Annotated in this window: 12 protein-coding genes and 1 tRNA gene; 8 read left to right on the top strand and 5 right to left on the bottom strand. The window is 66.8% G+C overall.

The features are described from left to right. Positions 1 to 9 precede the first annotated feature (9 nt). Positions 10 to 1,008, top strand: a complete 999-nt coding sequence (glpX, locus tag AC2FAN_RS03170; RefSeq protein ID WP_265052875.1) for a class II fructose-bisphosphatase — start codon at positions 10 to 12, stop codon at positions 1,006 to 1,008. A gap of 96 nt (positions 1,009 to 1,104) precedes the next feature. Here glpX and AC2FAN_RS03165 read toward each other — a convergent pair whose 3' ends face one another. Further along, positions 1,105 to 3,186: an ATP-dependent helicase gene (locus tag AC2FAN_RS03165; RefSeq protein WP_485172686.1), complete on the bottom strand. Its 2,082-nt coding sequence runs from the start codon at positions 3,184 to 3,186 to the stop codon at positions 1,105 to 1,107. Between the two features lie 62 nt (positions 3,187 to 3,248). Then, on the bottom strand, positions 3,249 to 4,904 hold the full coding sequence (locus AC2FAN_RS03160; RefSeq protein ID WP_485172685.1) for an FAD-binding dehydrogenase: 1,656 nt from the start codon (positions 4,902 to 4,904) through the stop codon (positions 3,249 to 3,251). 119 nt (positions 4,905 to 5,023) lie between these two features. On the opposite strand from AC2FAN_RS03160, the gene recJ reads away from it, so the two are divergent. Beyond that, the gene (gene recJ / locus AC2FAN_RS03155) at positions 5,024 to 6,826 is read left to right on the top strand and encodes a single-stranded-DNA-specific exonuclease RecJ (RefSeq protein WP_265052878.1); all 1,803 of its coding nucleotides are present in this window, start codon (positions 5,024 to 5,026) and stop codon (positions 6,824 to 6,826) included. 103 nt (positions 6,827 to 6,929) lie between these two features. Then, positions 6,930 to 7,004: transfer RNA gene (locus tag AC2FAN_RS03150), tRNA-Glu, on the top strand. A 505-nt stretch (positions 7,005 to 7,509) separates the two neighbouring features. Here the strand turns inward: AC2FAN_RS03150 and AC2FAN_RS03145 are convergent. Next, positions 7,510 to 8,679, bottom strand: coding sequence for a GGDEF domain-containing protein (locus AC2FAN_RS03145; protein ID WP_485172684.1), 1,170 nt, complete (start codon positions 8,677 to 8,679; stop codon positions 7,510 to 7,512). A gap of 594 nt (positions 8,680 to 9,273) precedes the next feature. On the opposite strand from AC2FAN_RS03145, the gene AC2FAN_RS03140 reads away from it, so the two are divergent. Genes AC2FAN_RS03140 through AC2FAN_RS03120 form a run of 5 tightly spaced genes read left to right on the top strand, consistent with a single transcriptional unit; the run spans position 9,274 to position 15,231 of the window. Beyond that, a complete protein-coding gene (locus AC2FAN_RS03140; RefSeq protein ID WP_485172683.1) occupies positions 9,274 to 10,470 on the top strand; it encodes an ROK family protein in 1,197 nt (398 codons plus the stop codon). Beyond that, entirely contained in the window at positions 10,467 to 11,987 is a 1,521-nt protein-coding gene (locus tag AC2FAN_RS03135; protein WP_485172682.1) for a sugar ABC transporter ATP-binding protein, read from the top strand. The genes AC2FAN_RS03140 and AC2FAN_RS03135 overlap by 4 nt, the downstream gene beginning before the upstream one ends. Then, positions 11,974 to 12,990, top strand: a complete 1,017-nt coding sequence (locus AC2FAN_RS03130) for an ABC transporter permease (RefSeq protein ID WP_265052919.1) — start codon at positions 11,974 to 11,976, stop codon at positions 12,988 to 12,990. Before AC2FAN_RS03135 ends, AC2FAN_RS03130 begins: the two co-directional genes overlap by 14 nt. Positions 12,991 to 13,029: 39 nt before the next feature. After that, entirely contained in the window at positions 13,030 to 13,992 is a 963-nt protein-coding gene (locus AC2FAN_RS03125; RefSeq protein ID WP_485172681.1) for a substrate-binding domain-containing protein, read from the top strand. Between the two features lie 60 nt (positions 13,993 to 14,052). Further along, entirely contained in the window at positions 14,053 to 15,231 is a 1,179-nt protein-coding gene (locus AC2FAN_RS03120; protein ID WP_485172680.1) for a Gfo/Idh/MocA family protein, read from the top strand. A gap of 262 nt (positions 15,232 to 15,493) precedes the next feature. Here AC2FAN_RS03120 and AC2FAN_RS03115 read toward each other — a convergent pair whose 3' ends face one another. Together AC2FAN_RS03115 and AC2FAN_RS03110 are read right to left on the bottom strand one after the other, a co-directional pair. Continuing rightward, positions 15,494 to 16,495, bottom strand: coding sequence for a 4-hydroxyproline epimerase (locus AC2FAN_RS03115; RefSeq protein ID WP_485172679.1), 1,002 nt, complete (start codon positions 16,493 to 16,495; stop codon positions 15,494 to 15,496). Between the two features lie 101 nt (positions 16,496 to 16,596). Beyond that, positions 16,597 to 17,559, bottom strand: coding sequence for a dihydrodipicolinate synthase family protein (locus tag AC2FAN_RS03110; protein ID WP_485172678.1), 963 nt, complete (start codon positions 17,557 to 17,559; stop codon positions 16,597 to 16,599). Positions 17,560 to 17,600 lie beyond the last annotated feature (41 nt).

Here is a 17,600-nt window from a genome sequence, read left to right as displayed (position 1 = left end):
CCTCATTTCATGTCCGTCGATCTTCGTATCTCCCCCGATCAGATCATCGAGCGCTATCTCTCGATGGAACTCGTCCGCGTCACCGAGCGCGCCGCCGTCTCCGCCGCCCGCCTGCGCGGCCACGGCAACGAGAAGGCCGCCGACCAGGCCGCCGTCGACGCGATGCGCCGCGAATTGAACCGCCTGCCGATCGACGGCGAGATCGTCATCGGCGAGGGCGAGCGCGACGAGGCGCCGATGCTGTTCATCGGCGAGAAGGTCGGCAACAAGCAGGGCCCGAAGGTGCATATCGCGGTGGATCCGCTCGAGGGCACCACGCTCTGCGCCAAGGACATGCCGGGCTCGATCGCCGTGATGGCGATGGCCGGCGCCGGCAGCCTGCTTTACGCACCCGACGTCTACATGGACAAGATCGCCTGCGGCCCGGGTTACGCCAAGGGCGTGATCGATCTCGACGCCTCGCCGGCCGACAACATCAACGCGCTGGCCAAGGCCAAGGGCGTGAAGCCCAACGAGATCTCGACGCTGATCATGGACCGCCCGCGCCATGCCAAGCTGATCGAGGAGGTCCGCAAGACCGGCTGCTCGATCCGCCTCATCACCGATGGCGACGTCGCTGGCGTGATCTTCTGCACCCAGCCCGAGAAAACCGGCATCGACCTCTATCTCGGTATCGGCGGCGCGCCGGAAGGCGTGCTCGCGGCGGCGGCGCTGCGTTGCGTCGGTGGCCAGATGCAGGGTCGGCTGATCCTCGACACCGAGGAGAAGCGCGTGCGCGCCCACGGCATGGGCGTGCTTGACCCGAACAAGAAGTACGACATGTCGGAGATGGCCTCGGGCGACGTCATCGTCTGCGCGACGGGCGTCACGGATGGCGGCCTGCTCTCGGGCGTGAAGTTCGGCAAGGACTTCATCGAGACCGAGACGCTGGTCTATCGCTCGATCACCGGCACGGTCCGCCGCATCTATGGCGAGCACCGCGAGTTCTCGAAGTTCCAACTCGACTGAGCCTATCGCAGCGCAAGCATTGTTCAGAAGCGGCCGGGTTGCTCCCGGCCGCTTTTTTCTTGTCCCACCGGCAGTGCCGCAACGGTTGGGGCAGCCTCAGCGCCACATGCCGCGCATGCGCGCCTGCAGGTCGATGCGTGGACCCGCGCTCGGCGGCCGGGCGGGTTGCGCTGCCGCGCGCGGCCAGGCGGTCTGCTCGAAGCGGCCGAGCAGCGTGGTGGGAATGAAGCGGCTGCGCGCCGCATAGACATGCCGGTCGCCCGTGCTCGATTGCCCATGCGTGAAGAAGCGCTGCGGCACGATGAGGTCGAGATGGTCCTTGGCGCGCGTCATCGCGACATAGAGCAGACGCCGCTCTTCCTCGATCTCGTCGGGAGCTCCGACGCCGAGATCGACCGGTATGCAGCCGTCGACCACGTTCATCACGAAGACGGACGACCATTCCTGCCCCTTGGCCGAATGGATCGTCGAGAGGATGAGATAGTCTTCATCGAGATGCGGCGGTCCCGCCCGGTCGCTTGTCGCGTTCGGCGGATCGAGCGTCAGCTCGGTCAGGAAACGCTCCCGTGAGGGATAGCTTGCCGCGATCTGTTCGAGCTGGATGAGGTCGGCCTGCCGGCTGGCGGCGTCCTCGTGCTTGCGTTCCAGATGCGGCGCGTACCAGAGCCGGGCACGTTCGAGATCGGCGGGCCAGGCCGCATGCCCGCAGGCGAGCGCGGCGATCGTGGCGAGGAAATCCGGCCAGTCGGCTCCGGCTCGCTGCGGTGGCTCGGCAGCCCCGAGGGCGGCCAGCGGTTCGCTTGCGAGCTCGATCTGGTCGAGCACGCGTTGCGCGGTCGTGGGGCCGACGCCGGGCAGCAGCTGCATGAGCCTGAACCCCGCGACCCGGTCCCGCGGGTTCTCGACGAAGCGCAGCAGCGCCAGCATGTCCTTCACATGGGCGGCATCGAGGAACTTCAGCCCACCGAACTTGACGAAGGGGATGTTGCGCCGCGTCAGCTCGATCTCCAGCGGCCCGCTGTGATGCGAGGCGCGGAACAGAACGGCCTGTTCCTTCAAGGTGGCGCCGGCCTCGCGGTTCTCCAGCACCCGCTCGGCGATGAAGCGCGCCTGGTCGGCTTCGTCCCGGACATTGACCAATTGGGGGGCTGAGCCGGCCGCGCGCTCGGTCCAGAGGTTCTTGGTGAAGCGCTCCGCGGCGAGATCGATGACCGCATTGGCGGCCGAGAGGATGGCTTGGCTCGACCGGTAGTTCTGGTCGAGCGTGATGACCTCGGCCGCGGGCGAGAACGCGGCGGGAAAGTCGAGGATGTTGCGGACGGTCGCCGCCCGGAACGCGTAGATCGATTGCGCATCGTCGCCGACGACGGTCACGCCGTGGCCATCGGGCTTCAGCGCCAGCAGGATCGACGCCTGCAGCCGATTGGTGTCCTGGTATTCGTCGACCATGACATGGTCGAAGCGCTCGCCGATATCGCTGGCGAGATCCGGGTCGGTCATCATCTGCGCCCAGTAGAGCAGCAGGTCGTCGTAATCGAGCACGCTCTGGCGCTGCTTGGCCTCCACATAGGCCGCGAACAGGCTTTTCAGCTCGGCCGCCCAGTTCACGCACCAGGGGTAGGAGCGCGCCAGCACCCTATCGATCTCCGTTTCGGCATTCACGCAGCGCGAGTAGATGGCGAGGCAGGTGCCTTTCGTCGGAAAACGCGCCTCTGTCTTCGAAAAGCCGAGCTCGTGGCGCACGAGATTCATCAGGTCGGCCGAATCCTCCCGGTCATGGATCGTGAAGGAGGGCGCGAGCCCCAACTGCTCGGCGTTCTCGCGCAGCAGCCGTGCTCCGAGACCATGGAACGTGCCGGCCCATGTCAGCGCGTCGGTCAGGACGGCAGCACCTTCGCCGATCACCTTGCGGGCGATCCGCTCGACCCGGCGGATCATTTCTGTCGCCGCCCGGCGCGAGAAGGTCATCAGCAGGATGCGGCGCGGATCGGCGCCGGTGACGATCAGATGCGCGACACGGTGGGCGAGGGTGTTGGTCTTGCCGGAGCCCGCCCCCGCGATGACCAGCAAGGGCAAAGCCGCCGGCACGCCCACGCCATACGTCGCCGCCCGCCGCTGGGCAGGGTTGAGATTGTCGAGATAGGATGTGGCGAGCAGCGGCGAATCAAGGGCGAGCATGGCCCGGATTCGATCATTTTCGCGTTTTGTTCGCAATCGATCCTTGCGTGCAAAAGTCTCTGTCAGGCGATGGACTGCGCCGCCGCCCGCCCTGCAGCCCGCCCCGAAAAGATGCAGCCGCCAAGGAAGGTGCCTTCGAGTGCGCGGTAGCCATGGACGCCACCGCCGCCGAAGCCGGCCGCTTCCCCCGCCGCATAGAGCCCGGGCACCGGCTCGCCAGCCTCGTCCAGAACGCGCGACGAGAGATCCGTCATCAGCCCGCCGAGCGACTTTCGCGTCAGGATGTTGAGGCGCACCGCGATCAGCGGGCCATGCGCCGGGTCGAGGATGCGGTGCGGCTTCGCCGTGCGGATCAGCTTGTCGCCGAGATAGGCGCGCGCGCCGCGCAACGCCGTCACCTGCAGGTCCTTGCCGAAGGGATTGGCGAGAGCGCGGTCGCGCGCCTCGACCTGCCCGCGCAGATCCGCCTCGTCGATCAACTGCTCGCCGGTCAGCTCGTTCATGCGCGTGACGAGACGCGAGAAATCGCCCTCGACGATGAAATCCTCGCCCTTGTCCATGAAGGCCTGCACCGGCCCCGGCACGCCGCCGCCGGCACGGCCCAGCACCTGCCGCCAGCTCTTGCCGGTCAGGTCGGGGTTCTGCTCGGAGCCCGACAGCGCGAATTCCTTGGCGATGATGCTGCGGTTGAGCACGAACCAGGAATAGTCGTAGCCGGTCCCCATGATGTGCTCGAGCGTGCCGAGCGTATCGAAGCCGGGGAAGAGCGGCACCGGCAGGCGGTTGCCGCGCGCATCGAACCAGAGCGAGGAGGGGCCGGGCAGGATACGGATGCCATGGTGCGGCCAGATCGGCGCCCAGTTGGCGATGCCCTCGACATAGTGCCACATCCGGTCGCCATTGATCAGCCGGCCGCCAGCGGCCTGCGCCACGCCGAGCATCGCGCCGTCGACATGATCGGGCACGCCCGAAAGCAACCGGGCAGGGGCCTTGCCGAGCCGCGCCGGCCATTGCGCCCGGACGAGATCGTGATTGCCGCCGATGCCGCCGGAGGAGACGATCACGGCCTGTGCCTTCAGCGAGAAATGCCCGGCGACATTGCGGCTGCTCTTTTCGCCCCGCCCGACGGCGCTCGGCTCCAGGATATCGCCCTCGACCCCGTCGACCGCTCCGCCGCTCTTCGTGACGCCGGTGACGCGATGGCGGAAATGAAACGAGAGCAACCCCTTGGCCTGTGCTTCCTTTGCGCGGCGCAGGAAGGGTTCCAGCACGCCAGGTCCCGTGCCCCAGGTCACATGGAAGCGCGGCACCGAATTGCCATGGCCGGTCGCGAGGCCTCCGCCGCGCTCGGCCCAGCCGACGACCGGGAACCAGCGCATGCCCATGGCGTGCAGCCAGCTGCGCTTCTCGCCGGCGGCGAAGTCGAGATAAGCCTCGGCCCAGCGCCGCGGCCATTCGTCCTCCGCCCGGTCGAAGCCGGCCGAGCCGAACCAGTCGTCATCAGCCAGCTCACGCGAATCGCGGATGCGCAGGCGCCGCTGTTCGGGGCTGTCGACGAGGAACAGCCCGCCGAGCGACCAGAAGGCTTGCCCGCCGAGCGATGCTTCCGGCTCCTGGTCGAGCAGCACGACCTTGCGCCCCGCTTCCGCGATCTCGCAGGCAGCGACAAGCCCCGAAAGTCCGGCGCCTACGATCGCCACGTCGGTTTCGTGCAGCATGTCCCGCCCCGAATGCCGCCTTTGCCGGCGGCTTCGGCGCAGTATGGCGGCCGTTCGCGGGCCGGCCAAGTTCGGCGCTGGTTGACCTTATGCTCCGCTTGCGCGACGCCCTTGGCACGATGAGTCCGATACAGCCCCGTGTTTTTCTTGGCGTAACCCGCTCCGCGCTCGGCCGCCCCTGGCGCGACCGGCTGGATACGGCCGGGCTCGGCCGGGCGGAAGCGCTCTCCCAGCGCGAGGGCCTGTCCGACATTCTGTCGCGCCTGCTCGCCGTCCGCGGTGTCGAGCCGGCCGAGGCTGGGCGCTTCCTCGAGCCGAAACTGCGCGACCTGCTGCCCGATCCCGCCATCCTCACCGATATGGCACCCGCCGCGGCGCGGCTCGCCCAAGCGGCGCTGCGTGGCGAGCGCGTTGCGATCTTCGGCGACTACGATGTCGACGGCGCCTGCTCCTCCGCCTTGCTCGCGGGCTTCCTGACGCAAGGTGGAGCGCGCCCGCGCATCCATATCCCCGACCGCCTGATCGAGGGCTACGGCCCCAACAGCGAGGCGATCCGCATGCTGGCCGGCGAGGGCGCGACCCTCCTCGTCACGGTCGATTGCGGAACGACGAGCGACGAGCCGCTGGCGGAGGCGCGCCGGCTCGGCCTCGATGTCGTGGTGCTCGACCACCATCAGGCGCCTGAGCGATTGCCTCCTGTCGAAGCGCTGGTCAATCCGAACCGGCAGGACGATCTCTCCGGCCTCGGTCATCTCTGCGCCGCCGGCGTGGTCTTCCTGACGCTGGTCGCCACCAGCCGCGAGTTGCGCCGGCAGGGCCATTGGGCCGCGCGCGGCGGTGAGCCCGATCTGCTGGCCGCGCTTGATATCGTCGCGCTGGCGACGGTGGCGGATGTCGTGCCGCTGCAAGGCCTCAACCGCGCCTTCGTGCGGCAGGGGTTGGCGATGATGCGCAGCCGTGCCCGTCCCGGCCTCGCCGCGCTGATGGACGTGTCCGGCCTCGATGGCCCGATCCAGCCCTGGCATCTCGGCTTCCTGCTCGGCCCCCGTATCAATGCCGGCGGGCGGATCGGCGATGCGGCGCTGGGCGCGCGCCTGCTGATGACCGACGACGAGGTCGAGGCCCGCACCATCGCCGCCGAGCTCAACCGCCTCAACCAGGAGCGGCAGGAGATCGAGCGGCTCGCCGTGCTGGAGGCGGTGTCGCAGGCCGAGCATGAGCTGGCGGGAATCGAGGACATGCCGGTGCTGCTCGCCGGCAGTGCCGACTGGCACCCCGGCATCGTCGGTCTGGTCGCCGCGCGGCTGAAGGAGCGCTTCCGCCGCCCCGCCTTCGCGCTCGCCTTGAACGGGGAGGGTGGGGCCACCGGCTCCGGCCGCTCGGTCGCGGGCGTCGATCTGGGGCGTGCCGTGCGTGCGGCGGTCGAGGCCGGTCTCGCGGTCAAGGGCGGCGGCCACGCCATGGCGGCCGGCGTGACGCTGGCCGGCGGGCAGGCCGGGCCCTTCCATGCCTTTCTCAACCAACATCTGGCACGCGAGGTCGGAGCAGCGGGTGAGGCCGAGGCGCTGCTCGTCGACGCCGCACTCAGCGCCGGCGGCGCCAGCCCGCGCCTCATTGCCGAGATTGAGAAGGCCGGCCCGTTCGGCTCGGGCAGCCCGGAGCCCGTCTTCGTCTTCCCCGCGCACCGTCTGACCGATGCCATCGAGATCGGCAGCGGCGGCCATGTCCGCATCAAGCTGCGCTCCGGCGATGGCGCAACCATCGGCGGCATCGCTTTCCGCGCGGCGCAGGAGCCGCTGGGCCAAGCCCTGCTCGCGGCGCGCGGCGAGACCGTTCACCTCGCCGCGACGCTTTCGCTCAATCGCTGGGGCGGCAATGAGACGGCGGAGTTGCGCATCCTCGATCTCGCTCGTCCGATCTGACGAGGGCTCCGTGACATTTCTTGTGAACGGGAGCTTGCGAAGCGGGAGGCCTGCCACTATACCTCGCCCCGCTTCGGCAAGAACCTTCCCGGTTCGAGGCAAAGCGACCTTCGTCTATCGGTTAGGACACCAGCCTTTCACGCTGGGGAGACGGGTTCGACTCCCGTAGGTCGCGCCACTTCAGTGGCACCAAAGAAGATCCATTGAAAACAACGGGTTTATTGGATTTTATTTCGATGTGGACCCAGTGGGTCTCTTCGAATGGACCCCAAATTTTTGGGAGCGTTCTTCAAGCATGGTGGATGTGGCCGGGCCATGGCGGTGCCGTCGTCGCTTGATATCCATCACCGCGCTGGGCGAAGCTTCCAGCGAACGAGCGGGCATTGAGGTGATGAGAGTGCGCCTTGGAAGCACCACATGCGGCTCGACGCTGACCTCATCGAGCGATTGGCGTCTAGGCCGCATCAATCAGAGCGTCGATCCTTCCTGGTGGAGCGTACGGTAGGCGGCCTACGCCATGCGGAAGCTGGACGACCGGTGAAGCTATCCACTGATCTGCTAACGGCCGCGATTGCAGCGTCCGATTTCCGGCCACCGCGTCGGATTTCAACCAAATGAACAACCACCGAGCGCATGCCACTCGGCTCCGTTTACCCTGCGCCTTGCAGGGCCGGGACCGCCGGTCAGGCCGCTCGGCCGATCTTGCCGGGCTTTGCGATCTCTATGCGATTTCGGCCCATCTTCTTGGCGCGATAAAGGGCGCGGTCCGCCGCGGCCAGAAGCTCGGTCAGGTCGACGTCGCCCGTCCCGGCTTCTGCCAGGCCGACGCTGACCGTCGCGGGGATGCCCAGCCCGTCAGCGCGGGCCGTCATTTCGGCAAATCGCTCGGCCACGCTCTGTCCGACCGCGCGGGCCTCCTGTCCGGCCGTGTTCGGCAGCAGGATCGCGAATTCTTCCCCACCGAGACGAACGCCCATGGCATCGGGCCCGGCAGTCTCGCGGGCGATGCTGGCGAAGAGCTTCAGGACGCGATCTCCGGCGTCGTGGCCATATTTGTCGTTGATCGTCTTGAAGTGATCGAGATCGAAGGCGAGCAACGAATGCGGCGCGCTTGTGCGCTGCTGCCGCAGCAGCTCGGCGCCGAGCTCGAAAAAGCCGTGACGGTTGTTGAGGCCGGTCAGGTAGTCGGTGCGGGACGCCGCCAGAAGCCCGGCCCGCTCCTCCTCCCGCACGAGCGCGAGAAACGACATGGGCATCGCAACCGAGAACAGCACCGCCTCGTACATCGTCATCTTGGCCACGATGGGCAGCATCCCGTCGCCGTAGAGTGACACGATGACCGGCACGACGAAGGTGCGGGCGCCGTAGAAGGCGCTATGGCAAACGAAGACGGCAATCGCGATCGGCCGAGAGCGCAGTCCTTTTGCCGTCCGGCTGCGATAGAGCGTGAATGCGGTCAGGGCGCTGATGGCTGCGATGGGAAACGCGCTGACATGGTTCCAGAAGATGCTTCCCCAGCCGGCTCCGGCGAGAAGCCAGGCAGCGCCGATAGCCGCCAGGAGGCAGGTAATGCGACTCGGGCGCCAGCCCTTGCCATCCAGCGCTGCCACGCCCTGCAGCACAAGCAGGTAGCCGAGCATCATGACGACATTCGTCAGGGCAGGGCCGACGACGCCCGGAAACGCCATGCGATTCATGGCGAGGACGCAGCCGACGGCGAATGCGGCATAGGCGGCTGCCCAAAGGCCGAGCTCCCGCGACCGCTGGGCATGCGCTTTCCGCTCCCAGAGCGTCATCGCGAACGCGATGAGGAGCGTTCCGATCGTGAGGTACCAGAGGGTCGGAAGATCCATCGGTATCGTCGTATCAACGGGCCTGTGTTCAGCTCCCGGGCATCATGGAGGACGTTCCATTCTGCCTGGTACGTGAGGCTATGCTGGCAGAAATGAGTTAATTTCAGCTTGTGAGCGGGCGCGTGGTGCGGTTGATCACCGTGCGCGAACGGTATTGGTGAAATCTAAGCAAAATTATATTTACAGCCGCGGCGATCGGTATTCGCGTAAATCGTACTATTGGATTTGATATGGTCTCTAATAAATCTCTGAAATAGCGGCGGATATCATTTGCGTAAGATATAAGTATTAGTTTCAGCGGGTATTCTGAATTTGGCTGCGCGCGTCGGCGGTTTTGCGCGGTGTGCTCGGAGTCCGCCTTGTCACTCCAAGCGCAGCACATCGTCGCTGTCCCGGTGGAGGCGGTCACAGAGCGCCAAGGAGCGCGCGTCGGACGAGCGATCCAATCGCCGCATTGTAACGCCATCACGTCTTCGATCTCTCTTTCGCCAACTCTTGGCTGAAGTTCGGTCTTTACCGACCGCCCGGCCTTTCCTAGCTTCAGGGTAATCGGTCGCGACAAGACCGAACGGATATGGGAGGACGGCCATAGCCTTGCCCTGGCACAGGTTGAGTCCGGACGAGCTCGCGCTGCTTGAGGCGACCTTCTGGTCGGGCGGCGTCGCGCGGCACGCGCTCGCGGACGCGCTGCAGTTCTCGCGCAGCAAGACCAATGCGCTCGCTGCCGGCCTGCTCGATCAGGGCTTGCTCGACGAGGCCGGTGTCCAGCATTCGACCGGCGGGCGCCGCCCCGAGACGCTCAGGGTCCACGGCCGCATCGGCGTGCTCGTCGGAGTCGATATCGGTGCGACCAGCCTCGACGTGGCGTTGCTGCGACCGGACCTTTCCCTCATCGCCCGGCATTCGCAGGAGGCCGATGTCCAGGCGGGGCCGGGGCCGATCATGGCGCGTCTGCGCAGTCTGCTGCCCGCCATGCTGGCACAGCACGGTATTGCCGAGGACCGGATCCTCGCGGTCGGCATCGGCGTGCCCGGCCCGGTCAACTTCGCCGTCGGCCAGCTCGTCAACCCGCCGCTCATGCCGGGCTGGGACAGCTACGCCATCCGCGACGACATGCGCGAGATCACCGATGCCCCGGTCTTCGTCGACAACGACGTGAACCTGATGGCGCTCGGTGTGCTCTGGCGCCAGCGCAAGCAGATCGACAATTTCCTGGTCATCAAGGTCGGCACCGGCATCGGTTGCGGCATCGTTTGTCATGGCGAGCTCTATCGCGGCGCCACGGGCTCGGCCGGCGATATCGGCCATATCTGCGCCGACCCCGAAGGTCCGCTGTGCCGTTGCGGCAACCGCGGCTGCGTCGAGGCCATGGCGGCAGCGCCGGCGATCGTGGCGATGGGAACGGATGCGGCGAAGAGCGGGCGCAGCCCCGCGCTTGCCGCGAGATTTGCCGAGAAGGGCAGTGTGGATGCGAGCGATGTCGGTGCCGCCTCTCGCGCCGGCGATGCGGAGGCCGATGCCATCGTGCGCCGCTCCGGCCGGCTGATCGGGCAGGTGCTCGCGGCGCTCGTCAATTTCTACAACCCGTCGCACATCTTCATCGGCGGCGGCGTCTCGGCAATCGGACCGATGTTCCTGGCCGCGATCCGCCAAAGCGTGAACCAGCGTTCGCTGGCGCTTTCGACCCGCCATCTCGAAATCACCGCCGCTCCTCTCGGCCCTGAAACGGGGCTGATCGGCGCCGGCGTGCTCGCCATGCGCGAGGCCCTGCGCAGCGGGAGCCTGGCATGAGCGAAATGCGGCAGGATCGTCCGGGCCTGTCCGTCGCCTTCGACGGCATCGTCAAGCGCTTCGGCCCGGTCCAGGTGCTGCACGGCGTCTCCTTCGCGTTGGAGCCCGGCCGCGTCTACGGGCTGCTCGGGGAGAACGGCGCCGGCAAGTCGACCCTGATGAAGATCCTCGCCGGCTATGAGCAACCGAGCGAAGGCCGCGTGCTCGTCGATGGCGAGGCTGTCGCTTTTGCCGGCTCGCGAGACGCCGAGGCGCGCGGCATCGTCCTGATCCACCAGGAATTCAACCTGGCCGAGGATCTGTCGATCGCCGGCAATGTCTTCCTCGGGCATGAGCGGCGACAGGGCTGGTTTCTCGACGAGCGCGCCATGCGCCGGGAGGCTCAGGCGGCTCTTGCCGAAGTCGGTCTCGCCCGCGATCCCGAGACGCCGGTGCGGCGCCTGATCGTCGCCGAGAAGCAGCTCGTCGAGATCGCCAAGGCGCTCTCCCGCAAGGCCCGCTTCCTCATCATGGACGAGCCGACGGCGACGCTGACGCCTTCGGAGGTTGCGCGGCTCTTCGGCCTGATCGAGCGCATGAAGGCGCAAGGCGTCACCATCGTCTACATCTCGCACAAGCTCGACGAGGTCGAGCGCATCACCGACGAGGTCGTGGTGATGCGCGACGGCAGGCTGGTCGGCCGCGCGCCCACCGCCTCCCTCACCCGCCACGACATGGCGACGATGATGGTCGGGCGCGAAATTTCCGATCTCTTCCCCGACAAGATCGAGCCGGAAGCTTCCGTAGCGCCGGCACTGCAGGTCGAGGCCTTCAGCGTTCCCGGCTGGGCGCGCGATATTTCCTTCGCGGTTCGGCCGGGCGAAATCCTCGGCTTCGCCGGGCTGGTCGGCGCCGGGCGGACCGAGCTGTTCGAAGGCATCATGGGGCTCAGGCCGGGCGAGGGCAGGACCACCCTCGACGGCAAGAGCGTCGCGCTGCGCTCGCCGCGGGACGCCGCCCGCAACGGGCTGACCTATCTGAGCGAGGATCGCAAGGGAAAGGGACTGCACACCGCCTTTGCGTTGCGCCCGAACCTGACGCTGATGGCGCTGGAGCGCTATGCGACGCCCTGGCTCGATCAGGGCGCCGAACGCGAGGCGCTGAAGGCGGCGGTCGCCGAATTCGGCATTCGCACCGGCTCGCTGGAGGCCCGCGCAGCCTCGCTTTCCGGCGGCAACCAGCAGAAGCTGGCGCTCGCCAAGGTTCTGCACCCGCAGCCGAAGGTGCTGGTGCTCGACGAGCCGACGCGCGGGGTCGATGTCGGCGCCAAGCGCGAGATCTATTTCCTGATCCAGAAGCTCGCGGCGCAGGGGCTCGCAGTCGTGGTCATCTCCTCGGAGCTCGTCGAGCTGATCGGCCTCGCGCACCGCGTCGCGATCATGCGCGAAGGCCGGCTCGTCACGACGGTGAGCGGCGACGACATGACGGAAGAGACGATGATCGCCTACGCAACGGGAGCGCGCCATGTCGCAGCCTGAGACCGTGCAGGCCGGCGCCGCTGCCGGCCGTCGCGACGCGGGAACGCCGCTGGCGGAGCGCATCGCCAGCATCGGCCCGGTGGTCGGCCTCATCCTGCTCTGCGGGTTGGGCGCGTTGCTCAACGGCGATTTCGCCACGCTCGACAACGGCCTCAACGTGCTCACCCGCACGGCCTTCATCGGCATCATCGCGGTGGGCATGTGCTTCGTCATCATCCTCGGCGGCATCGACCTGTCGGTCGGCTCGATGGCGGCGCTGATCGCCGGCTGCGTCATCATGTTCATCAACTGGGCGGCCGGCGTGCTGGGCTCGCCCGTGCTCGCAGTGATCTGCGGCGCAGGTCTCGCGGTGCTGCTCGGCGCCGCCTTCGGGCTGATCCACGGCGTGCTGATCGCCAAGGGCCGGATCGAGCCCTTCATCGTTACGCTCGGCACGCTCGGCATCTTCCGCGCCTATCTGACCTACTTCGCCGATGGCGGCGCGCTGACGCTGGAGAACAATCTCGCCGACATCTATGCCCCCGTCTATTATGGCAGCGTCGCGGGAATCCCGATCCCGGTCATCGTCTTCCTCGTGGTCGCCGTCATCGGCGCGCTGATCCTGAACAAGACGGTCTATGGCCGCCATGTCCAGGCGATCGGCTCCAACGAGACGGTCGCCCGCTATGCGGCCGTTGATGTCGAGCGGGTCAAGATTCTCACCTACATGCTGCTCGGTATCTGCGTCGGCATCGCCACGCTGCTTTACGTGCCGCGGCTCGGCTCGGCATCGCCCACCACCGGCCTGCTCTGGGAACTGGAAGCGATCGCCTCGGTCATCGTCGGCGGCGCTGCGCTGAAGGGCGGGCACGGCAGCATCACGGGCACCGTCATCGGCGCGATCCTGCTGTCGGTGATCGGCAACATCCTCAACCTGACGAGCCTGATCAGCGTCTATCTCAATGCCGCCGTGCAGGGCTTCGTCATCATCACCGTCGCGTTTTTGCAGAAAGGCCGCCGCTAGGGTTTGGACCCTGGGCGAGCCAAAAAAGGGAGAGAAGCGATGTCCATGCAGACCAGACGCAGCCTCATGCTTGCCACCGCAGCGGGCCTCGCCTTCGCGGCGACAAGTGCCGCCGCCGAGCCCGTCAATCTCGGCGTCTCCATCCCCGCCGCGACGCACAGCTTCATGGGCGGCATCAACTATTGGGCGAACCAGGCGAAGAAGGATCTCGAGGCCAAGCACAAGGACCTCAAGATCACGATCCGCACCGCCGCCAACGCCACCGAGCAGGCCAACCAGCTCCAGGATTTGAGCACGGTCAACAAGATCAACGCGCTCGTCGTCTTCCCCTTCGAGTCGGCGGCGCTGACCCGGCCCGTCGCCAATGTGAAGGCCAAGGGCGCCTATGTGACCGTGGTCGATCGCGGCCTGACCGACACCTCGGCCCAGGACGCCTATGTCGCCGGCGACAACACCGCCTTCGGCAAGATTCCGGCCGAATACATCGCCAAGACGCTGAACGGGAAGGGCAATGTCGTGGCGCTGCGCGGCATCCCCACCACGCTCGACAACGAGCGCATGGACGCCTTCAACGGCGTGCTCAAGGCCCATCCCGACATCAAGGTGCTCGACGCCAAATACGCCAACTGGAATCGCGACGACGCCTACAAGGTCACGCAGGATTTCCTGACGCGCTTCAAGGACATCGACGCGTTCTGGGCGGCGGATGACGACATGGCCTTCGGTGCCATTCGTGCCATCGACCAGGCCGGACGCAAGGACATCAAGGTCATCTTCGGCGGCGCCGGCGCCAAGGACATGGTCAAGCTGATCCTCGACGGCAAGGACCCTCGCATCCAGGCCAATGTCAGCTATTCGCCGAAATTCATCTATGACGCGATCCAGCTGACGGCGGAGGCGCGCCTCAAGGGCGAGAAGCTGCCGGCCACGACCATCATCCCCTCGGTGCTGATCGACAAGGCCAACGCCAAGAACTTCTACCACCCCGACTCGCCGTTCTGAGGACGGGCCTGAGACAAGGCGGCCGCCGCACTGGCGGCCGCCACGATGAACGGAACGACCATGAGCGAAGCAAACGGACGCAGGCTGCGTTACGCGATGATCGGGGGCGGCAAGGACGCCTTCATCGGCGCGGTCCACCGCCACGCCATCGCATTGGACGGGTTGGCCGAACTGGCGGCGGGCGCCCTGTCGTCGACGCCGGAGCGTGCATTGGAATCCGGTCGCGCGCTGGGCCTGCCCGACGCGCACAACCATCCGAGCTGGCAGGCGCTGCTCGAAGCCGAGTTGAAGCGACCAGCCGCGGAGCATGTCGACGCTGTCGTGATCGTCACCCCGACGGACACGCATTATCCCGTTGCGCTGGCCTTCGCGGAGGCAGGCTTCAACGTGGTCTGCGACAAGCCGTTGGTCCATAGGAGCGCCCAGGCCGATGCGCTGGTCGCGGCAGTGAGGGAGAAGGGTGGCGTCTTCGGCGTCACCTACAATTACACCGGCTACCCGATGATCCGGCAGGCGCGCGAGATGGTGCGTTCGGGGGCGCTCGGCGCCATCCGCAAGATCGTGGTCGAATACAATCAGGGCTGGCTCGCCAGTGCGCTGGAAACGACCGGCAACAAGCAGGCGAGCTGGCGCACCGATCCCGCCCGCAGCGGCATCGCCGGCGCGCTGGGCGATATCGGCTCGCACGCCGAAAATCTCGTCGCGAGCGTGACCGGTCTCGCGATCGAGGAGCTCGTTGCCGATCTCGGCTCGCTGGTTCCCGGCCGAGCCCTCGACGACGATGCCAGCATCCTCCTGCGCTTCGTCGGCGGAGCACGAGGCGTGCTCGTCGCCTCGCAGATCAATGCCGGGCTTGAGAACGACCTGCGCCTGCGCGTGTCCGGCGAACTCGGGACGCTCGAATGGCGGCAGGAAGAGCCGAACCGGCTCGTCCATCATCGCCAGGACGGGCCGATGCAGATCCTGACACGCGGGACACCCTGGCTCTGCGAAGCGGCGCGCCGGGCCGGCCGGATACCGCCGGGGCATCCGGAGGGCTTCATCGAGGCCTTCGCCAACATCTATCGCGGCGTCTTCGCCGATATCCGCGCTCGCGAAGCCGGGCGGGACGCCGACCCGCTCGATGCGGACTACCCGACGGTGATCGACGGCGCGCGCGGCGTCCGCTTCATCGAATGCGCGGTTGCCTCTTCGGCCGAGCGCCGCTGGCTGCGGTTCGAGCAACCGAAAAGCACCTGAGGGGTCGGGGCGCCGGGCGCTACAGGCGTCCCGCAATACCCAATTTTAGGCTCGGTCAAATAACGCCGGCTCCAAAAGGGAGGCGACGCTCCTTCCTGTCAGCCTCTAGAGCCTGCTGCATTTTCGAGGAAACGCGGGTCATCCCGGCCGGAGCGAAGCGGAGAGCCGGGATCCATGCCTGAACCTCGACCGGAAGCGCTCCGGCATGGATCCCGGGTCAAGCCCGGGATGACGGCGTGGTTCCGTGCAAAAGCAGCGCGCTCTAGATCACGACGAAGCCGTGCGCGAAGGGGTCGCGGTCGTCGATGAAGATCGTGTTGATGCCGGTCATCCGCGCCCAGCCGGCGATGGAGGGGATGATCGCCTCGCGGTTGGCGACGGTGGTCGCCGCCTCGACACGCCCCTTGAACAGCGAGCCGATGATGGATTCATGGACGAACTCGTCGCCGACCTTGAGCTTGCCCTTGGCCGCGAGCTGCGCCATCCGCGCCGATGTGCCGGTGCCGCAGGGCGAGCGGTCGATCGCCTTCTCGCCGTAGAATACCGCGTTACGGGCGTGAGCCTCCGGCTTCGTCGGCTGTCCCGTCCACTGGATATGGCTGAGACCCGTGATCTGCGGGTGTTCAGGGTGGACGAATTCGTATTTCGCGTTGAGCGCCGCGCGCAGCTTGGGCGACCAGCCGACGAGCTGGCCGGCAGTGTGATCGGCCATGTCGCGGAAGTTCTTCTGCGGCTCGACGATCGCATAGAAATTGCCGCCATAGGCGACGTCGACCACGATCTCTCCCAGGCCTTCGACCTCCGCCGTCAGGCCCTCGGCATGGAGGAAGCCCGGCACGTTCGTCAGGCGGACCTCTTCGACGAAACGGCCTTCCTGGCGATAGGTGATGTCGACCTTGCCGGCCGGCGCGTCGATGGAGAGCTTGCCCGGCTCGCGCGGTGTGATCAGGCCGTTCTCGATGCCCATGGTGATCGTGCCGATGGTGCCGTGGCCGCACATCGGCAGGCAGCCCGAAGTCTCGATGAAGAGCACGGCGACGTCGCAATCAGGCCGGGTCGGCGGATAGAGGATCGAGCCGGACATCATGTCGTGCCCGCGCGGCTCGAACATCAGGCCGGTGCGGATCCAGTCGAACTCGCGCAGGAAATGCGCGCGCTTCTCCAGCATATCGGCGCCTTCCAGCCGCGGCCCGCCGCCCGAGACGAGCCGGACGGGGTTTCCGCAGGTGTGTCCGTCGAGGCAGGAGAAGGTGTAGCTCGCCATGGGTCCGTTCCCTCAGAAGCGCTGGGGGGAATGCCGCAAAGAAGTCGGGCTTACAGAGCGCCCGACTCGTCTTCAAGGAAAGCGCAAGCGGCGCATGGCCCTCAGGCGGCGTATTTCTGGACGGCGCCGGGCTGCTTGGTCCAGGCGGCATACCAGCTGTTGAACAGCTTGAACTGCGCCTCGGCATAGCCGCGCTGGCTCTCGGTCAGCGCGTCGGTCTCGTTGAAGTGCAGCGTGTATTCCTTGTCTCCCTTCAGCACCATCAGGTGCTTGAAGTAGAGGACGAGGTCGGGGCCTTCGTCGAAGGAGGAGAGGATGGCGAGCGCCTGCTCCAGTTCGAGCGCGCGCTGGCGTGCCTCGGCATCACCCGCGGCCGCCGCCTGCGACAGCTTGCACAGATGGATCACCTCTTTCGGAAGCACATTGCCGATGCCGGTGATCGCGCCCGTCGCGCCGCAGTTGACGTAGCCATGGAACACGGCGGTATCGACGCCAATCATCAGCGACACATCGTCATCGCGGCTGGTGATGTTCTCGGCGGCGTAGCGCATGTCGGTCGGGCCGCCGAACTCCTTGAAGCCGATCAGGTTCGGGTGCTCGGCGCGTAGCGCAAAGAAAAGATCCGCACGCGTCGCGAAGCCGTAATAGGGGCTGTTGTAGATCACGGCCGGCAGATCGGGCGCAGCCGACAGGATCGCCTTGAAGTGGGCCTTCTGGGCGAGAACGACGGTGCCGCGCGACAGGACACGCGGGATCACCATCAGGCCCTTGGCCCCGACCTTCTGCGCATGGGCGGCGAGAGCCGCGGCAGAGGCGGTGTTGACCGCGCCGGTCCCGACGATGACCGGGATGCCGGCCTTTGCCAGCCGCTCGACGCCCTCCATCCGCTGCGCATCGGTGAGCAGGGGCCAATCACCCATCGAACCGCAATAGACCACCGCCGACATGCCATCGGCGATCAGGTCCTTCGCCTTGCGCACGAGCGCGTCGAAGTCAGGGCTCCGATCTGCCTTGCATGGCGTCATCAAGGCGGGGACTACGCCGGAGAAAATCTTGGCCTTCATCTCGCTCTCCTGCTGGCTTCGCGGGTGGCGTGAGAGGCCGG

The organism is Allobosea sp. RIT-PG3_2 (assembly GCF_057321085.1).
The sequence above is the reverse complement of the archived record's forward strand: the minus strand, read 5'-3'. Positions and strand labels throughout refer to the sequence as shown.